Origin of the sequence: Ilumatobacter sp., assembly GCF_030065885.1 — a bacterium.
Classification (GTDB): Bacteria; Actinomycetota; Acidimicrobiia; order Acidimicrobiales; family Ilumatobacteraceae; genus Ilumatobacter.
Window position 1 is genome coordinate 40,573 of record NZ_JASJCS010000001.1, and the last position, 14,716, is coordinate 55,288.

General features: G+C 69.2%; 9 protein-coding genes. 1 reads left to right on the forward strand and 8 read right to left on the reverse strand.

The annotated features are described in order from the left end of the window. Window positions 1-12 precede the first annotated feature (12 nt). Window positions 13-207 (forward strand): hypothetical protein, encoded by a 195-nt coding sequence (locus QNJ12_RS00195; protein ID WP_300617250.1) that lies wholly within the window; start codon window positions 13-15, stop codon window positions 205-207. A gap of 338 nt (window positions 208-545) precedes the next feature. On the opposite strand, the gene QNJ12_RS00200 is transcribed toward QNJ12_RS00195, so the two are convergent. From QNJ12_RS00200 to QNJ12_RS00235, 8 genes are all read right to left on the reverse strand, one after another. After that, on the reverse strand, window positions 546-1,082 hold the full coding sequence (locus QNJ12_RS00200) for a hypothetical protein (protein ID WP_300617253.1): 537 nt from the start codon (window positions 1,080-1,082) through the stop codon (window positions 546-548). A gap of 187 nt (window positions 1,083-1,269) precedes the next feature. After that, on the reverse strand, window positions 1,270-5,265 hold the full coding sequence (locus QNJ12_RS00205; RefSeq protein ID WP_300617255.1) for an amino acid adenylation domain-containing protein: 3,996 nt from the start codon (window positions 5,263-5,265) through the stop codon (window positions 1,270-1,272). Beyond that, window positions 5,258-9,493 (reverse strand): amino acid adenylation domain-containing protein, encoded by a 4,236-nt coding sequence (locus QNJ12_RS00210; RefSeq protein ID WP_300617258.1) that lies wholly within the window; start codon window positions 9,491-9,493, stop codon window positions 5,258-5,260. The genes QNJ12_RS00205 and QNJ12_RS00210 overlap by 8 nt, the downstream gene beginning before the upstream one ends. 71 nt (window positions 9,494-9,564) lie before the next feature. Next, a complete protein-coding gene (locus QNJ12_RS00215; RefSeq protein WP_300617261.1) occupies window positions 9,565-10,830 on the reverse strand; it encodes an NAD(P)/FAD-dependent oxidoreductase in 1,266 nt (421 codons plus the stop codon). Window positions 10,831-10,848: 18 nt separating this feature from the next. Next, the gene (locus tag QNJ12_RS00220; protein ID WP_300617264.1) at window positions 10,849-11,106 is read right to left on the reverse strand and encodes an acyl carrier protein; all 258 of its coding nucleotides are present in this window, start codon (window positions 11,104-11,106) and stop codon (window positions 10,849-10,851) included. Beyond that, window positions 11,103-12,686: an amino acid adenylation domain-containing protein gene (locus QNJ12_RS00225; protein ID WP_300617267.1), complete on the reverse strand. Its 1,584-nt coding sequence runs from the start codon at window positions 12,684-12,686 to the stop codon at window positions 11,103-11,105. Before QNJ12_RS00225 ends, QNJ12_RS00220 begins: the two co-directional genes overlap by 4 nt. A 3-nt stretch (window positions 12,687-12,689) precedes the next feature. Next, on the reverse strand, window positions 12,690-13,835 hold the full coding sequence (locus QNJ12_RS00230; RefSeq protein ID WP_300617269.1) for an acyl-CoA dehydrogenase family protein: 1,146 nt from the start codon (window positions 13,833-13,835) through the stop codon (window positions 12,690-12,692). Between the two features lie 142 nt (window positions 13,836-13,977). Further along, window positions 13,978-14,715: a 4'-phosphopantetheinyl transferase superfamily protein gene (locus QNJ12_RS00235; RefSeq protein WP_300617483.1), complete on the reverse strand. Its 738-nt coding sequence runs from the start codon at window positions 14,713-14,715 to the stop codon at window positions 13,978-13,980. Window position 14,716 lies beyond the last annotated feature (1 nt).

The following is a 14,716-nucleotide window of genomic DNA, read 5'->3' on the forward strand; positions in this document are numbered from 1 at the left end:
ACGGAGACCGACATGACCATCATCCTGTGGCTCATCCTGCTGGTGCTCGCATGGCCGCTGGCACTGCTCGTCCTGATCGTCTACCCGCTCGCGTGGTTGCTGCTGCTCCCGTTCCGGATCGTCGGGATCTCGGTGAGCGGCATCCTCGAGACGCTCCGGGCCGTCATCACCCTGCCGGCCCGGCTGCTGACCGCCGGCCGACCCTGAGGTCGAGACCCGGACGTCGCCTCGAAGGTGTCGGACGGGGACCCCGCGGAGGAGGCCGGCGCGACGCCGGCGACGCAGCCGGAGACGACCCCGCACACGCCGACGACATCGAGATCACCTCGGAGTCGTCACCGGCGACCCGGACCGGCCGCCAACGGCCCTGCCCGACCGACGGCCACGCCCCGCACGAGTTGCGAGGTGTGGTCGCCACCATGTCGGGCACCGATCGCACGTCCGCCGTCCGGCAGGCTCGGAGATCCCGATCCAGCCTCGTCGAGATGTCGAACGACGCCCCGAACGACGCCTCAGCGACGGCGACGGCGACAGCGGCGACGCGCTCAGGCCGTCGCGAGCTGGAACCGGTCGGCGAGCCCGGCCCGGTTGTACCGCTGCAACATCACGGGGTAGAGGTTCATCAGCACGTCGAAGAGCAGGGTGAGCGCCGCCGCCGTCCACCAACCACGGGCGAGTGCGTGCCCCACCACCGCCAGTTCCGCGACGAACAGCACGGCATGGCTCGCCTCGGCGTCGCGCATGCGCTGGGCCAGGCGGGAGAGCTCGGCCGGCGTCCGTTCAGCCGGCAGGTGCAACTTGGGGTTGAAGACGGCCAACGGGCCCCTGCGCAACACCGACTTCGCGAGGCGCACGCCGACACGTTCGTACACGCGCCCGTCGCGCTCGAACGGTCGGAGCGCGTGATAGCGCTCGGGCAGACGCAACTGCGCCACACGGCTGAGCAGCCCGACCGCGACCATCGGCACCCAGACCACCAGGAACGCGAACCAGGCACTCGCCGCGCCGAGCGCCCCAGCCGTCCACACGAGCACCGCCAGCGAGACGACGACGGCGGCTGCGGTTGCGAAGATCGCTCGCACCCCTCGATGGTGCACTGAACGGCCCGGTCCTCACCAGGGCCGGACGTCTCGACGAGCAGCGACCTGCGCCGCGCCCGCCGAACCCACCGCATGGCGCGGTTGGATGAGTCGCCGCCCGCCGCGGCCGGGGACGTCGAGCGCGTGCACGATGCGATCGATCGTGGCCGGCGAGTCCGTCGGGCCCGGCCTACGGTGAGCCGCGCCTCGACTCGGCGAGCTCGCGGTCGGGCACCGATCCGTCGGTCGCGCCACGCACCACACGGCCGTCGCCCAGGTGGGACTTGAGGCGCACGCCCAGCCGCTCGATCTCCCGCGGCTCCTGCCAGAGGAGGCCCGAGTGCGTGGTGTCGTGGACCACCAACTGCTCGACGCGCCCCCGAGCCAGCCGGCGCCAGCGCTGTTGGGTGTCCGGATCCGCGGCCAACTCCTCGCTCTGCACAAGGAGCAGATCGACGTCGAGCGGTCGCGCCTCGTAGACACGTTGCGCGTTCCGATGGGCGATGAACGCCCTGTCGACCCGGCGATCGACCACTCGACGCCGCAGACGGGCACGAATCTTTCGGACCAGCGTGCCGCTCCGGACGCCGCGTACTGCGAATCGCACGAGGCGGATCGGAATCGGGCGGCCACGAGCCCTCGTCCAGTCCGGCCCGTTGTCCGGGGCCGTCGAATCGAGCACGACCACGCTGTCGACGTCGGCTCCGTCCCGGGCGAGCAGGTCGGCCATCTCCCAGGCGACGTGTGCGCCCATGCACATCCCGCCGACCCGGTACGGGCCGGCCGGCTCGACCGAGCGCATGTCGGAGAGGTAGCGGGCAGCCATCTCGGCGATCGACGATTCGGGTCCGGCGTCGCCGTCGATGCCGAGTGGTTGGAAGGCGTACAGCGGCTGCTCGGTGCCGATGTGCCGTGCGAGCTCCCTGAAGATCAACGCGGTGGCACCGGCCGGCGGGACGAGGAACAGCGGCGGCAGCGAGCCCTCCGGGTTGAGCGCCACCACCGAACCCGGGTCGGCCGGTGGCTCCTCGTCCCGGAGCAGCCTCGCCTGGCCGGTGATCGTCGGGTCCTCGAGCAGCGATGCCAACGGGAGCTCCCGACCGGTCGCCTGGCGGATCCTCTCGACGAGCGAAACTGCGACGATCGAGTGGCCACCGGCCTCGAAGAAGTCGTCGTCGACGCCGAAGTTCGCGTCCGGCAGCACCTCGCTCCAGATGGCATGCAGCGTCCGTTCGAGCTCGTCGCGCGGCCCGAGCGGCGGCGCCGACGCCGGCGGTGCCGCCTCCGGCAGGGCCGACCGGTCGACCTTTCCGTTGGGGAGTCGGGGCAGCGAGTCCAGGACGAGCACCGAGCTCGGCACCATGTAGGCGGGCAGTCGGCTTCGCAGATGGTCGAGGAGCTCGCGGCCGTCAACGGCACTCGCGCCCTCGACATAGGCCACGAGGTACGTCCCGGCGTCGTTGCTGCGTGCGACGACGGCACTCGTGACGACGTCGGGTCGGCGCACGAGCATCTCCTCGATCCCTCCGAGCTCGACCCGGTGTCCCCGCACCTTCACCTGCTCGTCCATCCGGCCGTGGAAGTCGATGAGACCGTCGGGCCGGTACTGCCCGATGTCGCCCGTTCGGAACAGCCGGGTCATCTCCCCCGGCGCGGCGACCGTCGGTGGGAGCCGGCTGGACGGTACGTCGACGAACCTGGCCGCCGTCATCTCGGGACGCCGGTGGTACCCGCGTGCGAGCCCCCCGCCACCGATGTAGATCTCGCCGGGCACGCCGACAGGAACCAGCTGCTGTGCGCTGTCGAGCAGCACGACCTGGGTGTTCGCGATCGGCCGCCCGATCGGGACGCGATCTGGCTCGTGGGCGCTGTCGCATCGGTGGACGGTCGCCCACACGCTCGCCTCGGTCGGCCCGTACTCGTTGAAGAGCGCCGCGCCCGGGTTGGACCTGGCGTGTTGATCGACGAGCTCGGTCGGACACGCCTCCCCCGCCACGATGACAGTGCGAAGCGAGGCACGGCTGTCGGCGTCGACGTGATCGAGCAGGAGTTGGTAGATCGACGGCAGGCACAGCGTGTGGGTCACCCGGTGACCCTGGATGAGCCGCTGCAACGAACGAACGTCGAGTTGCTGCTCATGGGTCGGCACGACGAGCGTTCCTCCGGTCGTCAGCGTCCAGAACACGCCCACCACCGAGCTGTCGAACGAGAGCGAGGACAACAACAGGAAGACGTCGGGCGCCTCCTCGTAGTAGGCGAACCGCGCGTTCATCGAATGGAGGAGGTTGCGGTGATCGATCGGCACGCCGTTCGGTCGACCGGTGGAACCGGACGTGTAGATCATGTAGGCGAGGTCGTCGACCGTCACGAGTCGCCGCTCGCCGGAGGGCGGCGGTGGGCCGGTCCGCAGGAGGACGGACTCGTCGGACAGCTCGGTGACGAGCTCCGTGTCGCCGAACACGTCTCGACCGTCCGTGCTCGGCGACGTGACGATCAACGCCGCCTCGGAGTCCTCGACCATCTCTCGCAGCTGCCGCGACGGGTAGGCAGGGTCCACGGGGACGTACGCACCGCCGGCCTGCAGGACACCGACGATCGACACGATGAGCTCGACCGAGCGCTCCAGGTGGACCACGACCGCACTCCCCGGGCGGACGCCGGCCTCGCGCAGTGCCCGTGCACACGCGTCAGCCCGTCGCGCCAGCTCGCCGTACGTCACCGAGCTGCCGGCGCACGCGACTGCGAGGCGATCAGGACGGGCCGCAGCCTCCCGCTCGATCATCTCGTGCACCAATGGCACGGGATCGGCAGTCATCCCGGTGTCGTTCCACCGGCCGATGCGGTCTCGCTCACTCTCGGAGACCATGCCCAACTCGCCGAGTGTGGCGTCGGGGTGCTGCAGGATCTCCCCGAGCACGTTGAGCAAGTGGCCGAACAGCGCGTCGATCGCACCGGACGCGAACAGCGTCGGATCGCTCACGAGCTTGAAGGTGAGCACGTCCCTCGGGAGGACGATCAGTGCGAGCGGGAAGTTGCTGTCATCGAGGTAGCGCGTTCCACCGACCATGCCGCTCGTCGCGACATCGCTCGGCACGTTCTCGACGACGACGATGCTGTCGAAGAGGTCGACGCCGGCCGGTACGTCTGACCATCGCTGGATCTCGACCAGCGACGTGTGCTCGTGGTCGGCGATCTCGAGCTGGTGCGCCTGCATGCGTGCCAGCCACGGAACCACGCCGTCAGCCGGATCGACCGTCGACCGGACGGGCACGGTCGTCAGGAACATGCCGACGATCTGCTCGACGCCCGGCAGGTCCATCGGCCGCCCGGACGACGTCGCGCCGAACACGACGTCGCGGGCACCGCTGTACCGGCTCAGGACCAGACTCCACGCGCCCTGCACGACCGTGGCGAGCGTGAGGCGATGCCGCCGGGCGAACTCCGTGAGCCGATCGCCCGTCTCGGTCGGCAGCTGTCGCATCGTGGTGCGCCGCTGCGCTCCGCCAGGTCCGGCACGTTCGCGTCGGAACCGCCGGATCGGCAATGCGGTCGGCGTCGTGAACCCGGCGAGCTCATCTCGCCAGAACGACTCCGACGAGGCCAGGTCGCGGCGTTCCAGCCACGCGACGAAATCCTTGAACGGTCGACCCGTCGGCGCCGTCCACTCGCGGTCCTCGAGGATCGCGCCGTAGGCGTCGAGCAACTCGGAGAGGACGATCTGTGCCGACCAACCGTCGAGCATCGCGTGGTGGAAGCTCCACACCATCGTCGGGTCGTCGGCCCCCGATGTCACCAGCCTGACCCGGGACGACGGAACCGAATCCAGATCGAAACCCCGCCGGCGGTCGGCCTCGAGCAGACGCTCGAGCTCAGCGGTCCGGCCGGCCTCGTCGTTCGCGGCCAACTCGACGATCGCGAAGTCGACGGTGGCGGTTCGCCGCACGACCTGGAGTGGTTGACCGATCCGCTCCCAGACGAACGCCGTCCGCAAGATGTCGTGGCGGTCGATCATCGACTGCCATGCGCGCTCGAGCGCGGTGACCACGATCGGGCCGCGCAGGGTCGTCACGACCTGGACGGTGTAGGCGCTCCGCTCGGGGTCGGCGACGGTGTGGAACACCATGCCGGCCTGCGTCGGCGCCATCGGGTAGATGTCGGCGACGCCGTCGAGCTGATGCTCACTCATCGAAGAGGCTCCCCAGGCGTTCGAGCTCTTCGGGCGCGAGCGAGACCATCGAGAAGGGCTCGGGTTCGTGACGGTCGTCCGGCGAGTCCTCGTCGTCGGCGACGGGCGTGGCGACCGAGGCGAGTCCGTGGACGGTCTGCTGCTCGAAGATCTGGCGCGGCGCGATCTGCCATCCGACCGCACCCGCCCGCGCGACGATCTGGATGGCGTTGATCGAGTCGCCGCCGAGCTCGAAGTAGTTGTCGTGGACGCCGACGGCGTCGATGCCGAGCACGTCGGACCAGACCGCTGCGAGCTCCCGTTCCGCGGGCGTCTTCGGCTGGACCGGTCGGTGACCGAGGGTCGGTCGATCGTCGTCGGGCCGCAAGCGCGCCTTGTCGATCTTCCCGTTCTCGTTGAGCGGCATCTGATCGACCTGGACGAACCGCGCGGGGATCGCGTACTCGGGCAGGGCGCGCGCCAGGTGCGACCGCAACTCCGCGACCGACAGCGATTGACTGGCGACGAAGTAGGCCCACAGCTGCAGGTTGCCGGACGGGTCGGGGTGGGCGACGACCGCCGCGTCGTGGATCTCGCGCACGGAGTACCCGATGCGGTCCAGCACGCGATTGACGTGACGGACGTTGGTCACCGGGGTGACTTCCTCGAGAGCCTGCTCGCGTGTGGTGACACCCAACCTGATGTCCCAGCTGAGCGGGGCCTCGTAATTGTGGTAGCCCTCGTCCGCCGAGTGCACGGCGATCCCGATGTCGTTCATCCTGCAGTTCGACGAGCAGAAGCCCGTGTCATCGGGCTGCCGCCAGTACGCGTCGCGTTCTTGCAGGTACGCCCGCACCCCACCGGTCGCGATGTCGTCGTAGCGGAAGAAGTCGACGAAATCGATCTCGTCGAGATCGATGCCTTCGACATCGACGTCGAGCAGGGCGGCGGTGCGATCCCGGTTCGCGTGGTACGCCATGCGGAAGAGCCGCAGCTTCTCCTCGATCTCGCCGACGTCTCGCACACCCTGGCCGAGCAACCCCGCGACCTTCGTGTCGAAGATCTGGCCGCGTGAGAGACCGGTGACGACCGCGTTGATGCCGCGCTCGTGGGCGAGCCGGGTGCTCGCCGTCGTCAGCGCCTTGAAGCAGCCGGAGCAGACCGTGCTGTCGTCGTTCAGGCTCTCGACGAAGATGTCGTCCATCCGCGCCTCGGCCGTCACGACGCTCTCGACGCCGAGCCGAGCGGTCTGCCGCTCGATGTTGCGGAACGCCGCCGGTGAGATGTGGCCGTTGTCGAACGTGTAGGCGAGCACCCGCAGACCCATCTCGACGAGTCGGTGCAGGACGTAGGAGCTGTCCTTGCCGCCGCTGTACAGGAGGAGGCAATCGTGCTCACCCGCTCCGCGGTCCGCCGCACGGGCGAGTCGTCCGGCGAGATCGTCGATCGTGCCGAAGTACCGCCCGGCCTCCGATCCGACCTCGACGAACTCGCGGCAGACGCTGCACACGCCGGCCTCGTCCAGAACCACGCCGGGGTGCTGCTCCGACAGCAGGCACTCGCTGCACCGAACGGGCGCCGCCGGGGCGGCGCTCGTGACCGGGACGTGGGTTCGCCGCACGCGGAAGCGCCGCAACGCTGCTTCGACCTCCTCGACCTCGAGGCGGTGGCCCCGGACCTTCACCTGCGAGTCGCGCCGACCGAGGAACTCGATCACGCCGTCGGCCGACTGGCGGGCGAGGTCGCCGGTTCGGTACAGCCGGCCGGGCCCGAACGGGTTGTCGACGAACCGCTCGTCGGAGGCCTCGTCCCCGTCGACGTAGCCACGACCGACGCCGGACCCGCCGATGCACAACTCGCCCGCGACACCGAACGGCTGCAGGTTGCCGTGGGGATCGAGGACGTAGACCGATGCTCCCGGCATCGGCCGCCCGATCGGTACGGTGTCGAAGTCGTCGAGATTGTCGGGTGTCACGCTCCACGTGACGCTGTCGACGCAACACTCGGCGGGTCCGTACGCGTTGGTGAGGGCCGGTACCCGTGTCGTGAACCGGTCGAAGAACCGACGCACCAGCGGTTTGGCGAGCGCCTCGCCACCGATGATGAAGTGCTGGACCGGGAGCGACGCGAGGTCACCCGCTCCGGCACCGGCGAGCATCATCACGTGTCCGGGCGTCCCATCGCTCACATCGATGCGGTGCGCCTCGAGGAACGACCGGAGCCGATCGCCATCGGTCCGCGCCTCGTCGGGCACGATGACGAGCGTGTGGCCGCCGAGCAGTGCAGCGAAGATCTGCTGGACCGACGGATCGAAGACGTAGGGCGCGACGAGCGCAACCCGGAGGCCCTCGCCGGCGGTCGGAACGCACGGTCCGTACACCCGCTCGTGCAACCCGCCGACGAGATTGACCACGTTGCGGTGCTCGATCATCGTGGCCTTCGGCTCGCCGGTGGTCCCGGACGTGAAGAGGACGTATGCGAGGTGGTGCGGCCGCAGTTCGGACCGTGGAGCCGCTGCAGATGCACCGTGTTCCGGGTCGTCGATCCGCACGATCGGCAGGTCGAGTCCGGCCACCACGTGTGCCGTCGGTTCGTGGACGACCACCGCCACCGAATTCGACGACGCCACCATGCGGCGGCGTCGATCCGGTGGGTCGTTGGGCGCCAGCGGCATGTAGGCCGCCCCTGCCTTCTGGATGCCGAGCATCCCGACGATCATGTCGACGGTCCGCGCGGAGCACAGCGCCACGACCCGATCGGGCCCTGCGCCGAGCGCAGTGAGCCGGTCGGCGAGCAGCTCGGCCCGTGCGTCGAGCTCCGCGTAGGTCAGGCTCTGCTCGTCGTCGGCCACTGCGATCCGTTCGGCGTGCTGCGCAAGCTGCTCGGCGAATCGGCTCGGGATCGTGTCGGACGCCGCGGGACCGTCGACAGTGCTGCTCGCCAGGATCCGCGCCCGCTCGTCACCGGTCGGCAGCTCGATCGCCGTCAGCGACGTCCCGGGGTCGTCCAACCAAGCGTCGAGCACCCGGAAGAAGTGATCGACGATCAGCCCGCGCTGCTCGTCGTCGAACACGCCGTCCTTGAGATCGAAATACAGCCGGAACGATCCGGGGTCGGCGTCGGGAAGCACCTGCACCCGGATCGCGTGTGCCGGGTCGCCGTAGCCGCAATGGTGCCACCGTGCCTCGGCCGGGAGGTCGCCGAACCGCTCGAACGGCGCGTGGATGTAGTTGAGCACGACCTCGAACGCGTTCGCCTCGTGTGCCGCCGAGACCGGGAACCGGGCGCGCTGCATGCCCTCGAACGCCTCCCGCCCGACCTGCTGCATGAGCGACGCCATCGTCTCGTCGGGTCGCACGTCGACGGTCAGCGGGAAGAGGTTCATGAACAGGCCGACCGTGTGCCGGAACTGCTCGTTCAGCCGGTTGTGGAACGGCGTGCCGATCGCGAGGCGATCGTGACCGGTGAGCCGGTGGAGCAGCCCGAACAGCACGGTGTGGAAGATTCGGAGACCGGTCAGCTCGGGCGAGAGCGCGGCGATGTCGGGGCGTTGCATGAACCGTGCGAGCCGCTCGGCTCGGTCCCCGTCGATGCCCGCCTCGATGCGAACCGTCGCAGGACCCGCATCGGCCGAGGCTCGCCCGTAGAACGACAGCGGCTCGAACGGCTCCTGCAGCTTGTCGCTCCAGGCCTGTGCTGCCTCGGCGTACTCGTCCGACGAGAGGGTCTCGTCCTCGGCAGCCAGGAAGTCGCCGTACGACGGCAACGTCGGCGCCTCGTCGAGACGCCCGTCCCGAGCCCGCTCGTAGAGGTCGGCCTGGTACCGGAGCAGGAGCGACGCCGACCAGGCATCGGCGATCAGGTGATGTTGGTTGAGGAACCACACGAACCGCGCCGGGCCGAGCCTGAACAGCACCGTGTCGAACAGCAGGTCCCCCGGCTCGAACATGTGGTCGCCACGCTCCGCGATCTGTTCGGCGAGCGCGAGCTCGGGATCGTCCGCGCCGCTGAGGTCGACGAGCGGCAGCTCCCGTTCGTACCGGCCGACGACGCGTTGAACCGGCGTGCCGTCACGCTCGTCGATGACCGTTCGCAACGCGTCGCACCGGTCGACGAGTGCCCCGAACGCAGCGCGGAACGCGTCGACATCGAGCTCGGCGTTGATCGTGAACGTCCTGATCATGTTGAACAGCGGGACGCCGGGATCGAGCTGCTGCGCGGTCCAGATCATCCGCTGGCGACTGCTCAACGGCCGCACGGGATCCATCTCGGTTGCGTTCGGCGATCGATCCTGGGTCGCCGTCCGATCCAGGAACGACGTCATCCGATCGGCATGTCGGTCAGGTGGGCCTTGAGGAGGTGGCCGTCCGAGCGCTCGACCGCGTCGATGAAGTCGCGCATCTTCTGCAGCACGGGCACCTCGTCGCGGTCGTACACCTGTCCCTGGAGCAGTTCGAGCACCTGCAGCCGGTGCTCGGGCTCCTGGATGAAGTACGTGAACGTGTGCATCAGCTTGTAGTAGAGGCGGATGAACTCGTACCAGATCTCGACGCCGCCCCGCAGCGTGGTCTCGTAGCCGCGGAGCGACTCGGCGCTGACGTCGCCCTTGGCGAACCCGGCGACCAGCGCCTCGCTCGCGAGCTTGGCGCTGCTGAGCGCCACGCTGACGCCCGACGAGAAGATCGGATCGACGAAGCGCGCCGCGTCGCCGGCGAGGAGGTACCCGTTGCCGACGAAGTGCTCCATCGAGTAGCTGTAGTCGCCCTCGGATTTGACGTCGTTGACACGCCTGGCGTTGCCCATCGCGGCGCGCAGCTCGGGCGTCGACCCGAGCTGCTCGGCGAAGAAATCCTCGATGCCCAGCTCGGAGGCGCGGAACACGTCGCGATGGACGACGACGCCGACCGACGTGATCTCGGGGGTGATCGGGATCTGCCAGACCCAGCTCCGCTCGAGCGGTAGGAAGTAGACGCGGATGTAGTCGGCGGTGCGCTCGACGCCCCGGTCGACGTTCTCGAACCACGCGTGGATCGCGAACTGGTTGAAGATCGGATCCCGGTTCTTGATGCCGAGCTGGCGTCCGAGCAACGTGTCGCGGCCGCTGGCGTCGACCACCGCGTCGGCCTGGATGGTGACGGGCTGGTCGCCGATGCAGACCTCGACGCCCCTGGCGAAGCCGTCCTCGAACACGACCCGCTGCGCCGCCACGCCCTGGTGGATCCGCGACCCGAGCGATTCGGCGTGCTTCAGGAGCATCAGATCGAACTTGCTGCGATCGACGTGGTACGTGTAGTCGACGTCGACGCCCTCTTGCGGGAACTCCGCGAAGGCGATGTCGAACTCGCCCCGGCCCGTCGGCGGGTGCCACGCGGCGCCGTACTTGCGAACGAACCCGGCGTTGTCGAACGTCTCCCAGAACCCGATCTCGTTGAAGATCCTCGTCGACGCCGTGACCATCGACTCGCCGACGTGCGGCCGGGGGTGGATCGCACGCTCGAGGATGGTGTTGTCGATGCCTGCCAGCGAGAGGTAGCTCCCGAGCGCCGAACCGGCCGGTCCGCCTCCGATGATCACCACATGTGCCACGGTTGTTGCCCCTGTTCGTCAGCCGGCGACGCCGGCAGGTCGGTTCGTCAGATAGTCGTCGATGCAGCGCACCGTGCGGAAGTTCTCGATGAGGATGTCCTCGTAGGGCACGTCGGTGCCGAACTCCTTGCGGATGAAGGCGATCAGGCGCATCAACCCGAGCGAGTCGATCAACCCCGTGGTCAACAGCTCGGCGTCGGCCGTCACGGCGTCATCGGACGCTCCGCCGAGGAGCGCCTCGCGGATGAACCCGATGAGTGCGTCCTGCCGGCTCATCCCGCCGCACCGGCGGCGAGTGCCCGATAGTCGACCTTGCCGTTCGGCGAGCGCGGCAGCCGATCGCGGACGCCGAGCTGGGCCGGCACCGCGTAGGCGGGCAGCCGGCTCGCAGCGTGTCGTCGGATGTGATCGACGTCTCCACCGGCGCGGAGGACGAGGTCGGCCTGGATCATGGTGACATGATCGATCACCAGCGGATACACCGCAACTTCGGTGACGTCGGGGTGCGAGAACAACACCGCTTCGACCTCGCCGAGCTCGACCCGGAACCCGCGCGACTTGACCTGGCGATCGACCCGGCCGACGAACTCCAGGAGCCCGTCGGCCCCTCGACGTACGAGGTCGCCCGAGCGATAGAAGCGACGGTCCGGCGCTTCGGTGCTGGCCGGCCGGTACCTGAACGCCTCGGCGGTGAGGTCGGGGGCCTCCCAGTATCCCTGCATCGTCGTGGGCGCGCTGATCAGGAGCTCGCCCGGCTCACCGGGTGCGACCTCGTCGTCGTCGAGATCGACGACGCGCAGCTCGACCCCGGGGCAGCCGCGCCCGATCGGGACGCCGGTGTCGGCGTCGAGCTCCTGCGCGGTCAGCGGATCGACGTGGTGGTACGTGCACTGGTTCGTCTCGGCGGGGCCGTAGCAGTTGCTGAACCGGGCGTGTGGCCACAGCTCCATCAGTTCGGCGAGGTACTTCAGCGGGAACGGCTCGCCGCCGTAGATGACCCACCGCAGCGCGCTGAGGTCGCGTTCGGCGAGCACCCCGAACTGCAGCAGTCGTATCAGTGCGAAGGGGACCGAGTACCAGATCGTCAGCCGCTCGCGCTCGATCAGCGCCGACAGGCTGGCCGGCACGAGCTGGTGCTCCTTGCCGATGATGACCGTCGTCGCGCCGACGAGCGGGCCCGCGAAGAAGTCGAACGTCGACTGGTCGAAGTGGAGCGGGGGAAAGTTGCTCAGCCGGTCGCCGGCATGCAACCCGTAGAGCTCGGCCGACATCCGTGCGTACGCCAGGCCCGACTCGTGGGTGTGCACGATCCCCTTCGGCACACCCGTCGACCCCGACGTGAAGATGACGTAGGCCGGGCCGTCGGCGGTGGGGCCGGCTGACGGGGCCGTCTCGGCCGCACGGGCGACCTCGCTCCAGCCGATCACCGTGGACGAGCCGACGGACGCCGTCTCCGGGCCGATGACGTGCACCGGCGCGTCGATGCCGTCGACACCGTCGACGACGTCGAGCAACCGGTCGACGTTGCGGCCGTCGCTGACGATGTGCCGCAGGCGGCACTCCCGGACGAGGTGGCCCGTTCGCGCCGGCGGGGCCTCGACGTCGAGCGGCACGTACGCACCGCCGGCCTTCTGGATGCCGAAGACCGCGACGGCGGTGTCGAGCGACTTGTCCATGTAGATCCCGGCCAGCTCGCCCGGACGCAGGCCGGAGGCGACCAGCACGTTCGCGAGCTGGTTCGACCTGCGAACCAGCTCGCCGTAGGTGATCGATTCGTCCGCGTAGCGGAAGGCGACCGCGTCGGCGTTGCGCTCGGCCGACTCGTCGATGACCTGGGGAAGGTGGGCCGCCGCCATCCCTCAGAGTCCGGTGATGTGCGAGACGATGTTGCGCTGGATGTCGGACGTGCCGGAGTAGAGCAACCCGCCGACCCCGTCACGGAGGTCTCGTTCGACCTCGAACTCGGTGGCGTAGCCCTTCGCCCCGTGGATCCTGATCGCGTCGAGGCTGGACTCGACGAAGCACTCGCTGATGTGGAGCTTGGCCATCGCGGCTTCCTTCAGGAGCGGCTTGCCCTGCTGTTCGAGCCAGGCGACCTTGTAGAGCAGGTGCCGCGCCGTCTCGAGGCGGACCGTCATGTCGGCGATGCGGTGCGAGACGGCCTGGAACTTGCCGATCGACTGCCCGAACGCCTGCCGCTCGCGGGCGTACTCGACGCACGCGTCGAGCTGGCGCTCCATGCGGCCGAGCTGGCTCGCCAGCACGTAGCTCCGCTCCGACTCCATCGCCCGCGTGAACATGGCGACACCGCCACCCTCGGGCCCGAGGCGGTTCTCCTCGGGCACGAAGCAGCCGTCGAACGTCAGCTTGCCGAACGGCGTCGTGCGCAGGCCCATCTTCTCCTCGACGGGTTCGGCGGTGTAGCCCTCGGTGCTCCGGTCGACGATGAAGGCCGAGATCCCCCACGAGCCCAGCTCGGGCGCCGTCGACGCGAAGACGATCGCGAACTCGGCGATCGGCGCGAACGTGATGTAGGCCTTCTGGCCGTTCAACACGTAGCCGCCGTCGACGCGTTCGGCAGTGGTGGCCATGGCGTACGAGTCGGAGCCGGTCTCGGGCTCGCTGATGGCGAACGCTCCGACGCACTCGCCCGTGACGAGCCGGGGGAGGTACGTGCTGTTCTGCTCGGGGGTCCCGAACGTCACGAGCGCGGGCTGCACGCTCCACATCAACGAGTTGAGCGCGAACGGCAGGCCGTTCTCACGGCAGCCGTACCCGATGCCCTCCATGACGAGGATCGTCGTCATGATGTCGGTGTCGGTGCCCCCGTAGGCCTCGGGGACGGCGAGCCCGAGCAGCCCGAACTCGGCGCATGCACGCCAGGCCTCCCACGACCACTCACCGTCGCGGTTGCGGGCGATCAAAGCGTCGTTGAGATGGGTCTCGGCGAACTCGACCGCCTCGCGGCGCCGCTGCTCTTGTTCCTCCGTCCAGCCGAAGTCCATTCCTCACATCCTTTGGTCGGAGGGGCCGACCGCCTCGACAACCGAGAAAGCTGCCACATCCGCGAGGCAGTGTCGCATCGGTGTCGACTCTCGTGCGAATCTCGTGGGAGAGAACACCCACTCCGCCCGCTCGAGGAGTCCCTCAGCTCGTCAGCGCGGCCGCGTCCCGGACGCGGAGCGCGACGTCAGCACCCGAACGGCGCACGGCGACCGCCAGGCAGTGGCGGTCGGTGGGCCACGACTGGGCGAACTGCCAGCAACGCGGATCGTCGTCGAGCTCGGCGGCGAACGCCACCGAGATCGGGTCAGCGAGATCGAAGGCGAACCGGTCGAGCGGGGTCGACAACCCGAGCCCGGTGGCCTTGATGTACGCCTCCTTCAGCGTCCAGTAGCGGAAGAAGCGCTCGCGACGATCGGCACCGGTCAGCGCGCCGACATCGGCCAGCTCGGTCGGCGCGAACACCCGCCGGGCGACCTCCATCGTGGCGACCCGGTCGTCGACGACCTGCACGTCGACGCCGACCGAACGGCCGACCGTGACGGCGCAGGCGACCATCCCATCGGTGTGAGAGAGGTTGAACCGCACCGAGCCGCCGTGCTCGGGCGCGAGTTGCGGGCGACCGTGCTCCTCCAGCACGAAGCGGAGCTCGGCGGGCTCGACGGACGTGTATCGCCCGAGCACCGTGCGAACGAGGGCGTGGGCGACGAGAAACGTGTGCCGGTCCTGTTCGCGGCGGAACCGCCGGTGGCGCTCTCGTTCGTCGTCGGCGAGCAACCGCTCGAGAGCCGCGAGCTCGACGCGGTCGGAGAACTCGCCGGGACGCGCCAACCAGACCTCCACCACGTCGTCGTCGAGCAGGCCGGCCGCCTGCGGCGCCATC

What these genes read in the sequence shown, in the direction of transcription:
- QNJ12_RS00195 (WP_300617250.1), top strand. Translation starts at nt 13, where the DNA reads ATGACCATCATCCTGTGGCTCATCCTGCTGGTGCTCGCATGGCCGCTG.
- QNJ12_RS00220 (WP_300617264.1), bottom strand. Translation starts at nt 11,106, where the DNA reads ATGAGCCGGCAGGACGCACTCATCGGGTTCATCCGCGAGGCGCTCCTC.
- QNJ12_RS00225 (WP_300617267.1), bottom strand. Translation starts at nt 12,686, where the DNA reads ATGGCGGCGGCCCACCTTCCCCAGGTCATCGACGAGTCGGCCGAGCGC.
- QNJ12_RS00230 (WP_300617269.1), bottom strand. Translation starts at nt 13,835, where the DNA reads ATGGACTTCGGCTGGACGGAGGAACAAGAGCAGCGGCGCCGCGAGGCG.
- QNJ12_RS00235 (WP_300617483.1), bottom strand. Translation starts at nt 14,715, where the DNA reads ATGGCGCCGCAGGCGGCCGGCCTGCTCGACGACGACGTGGTGGAGGTC.
- QNJ12_RS00205 (WP_300617255.1), bottom strand. Translation starts at nt 5,265, where the DNA reads ATGAGTGAGCATCAGCTCGACGGCGTCGCCGACATCTACCCGATGGCG.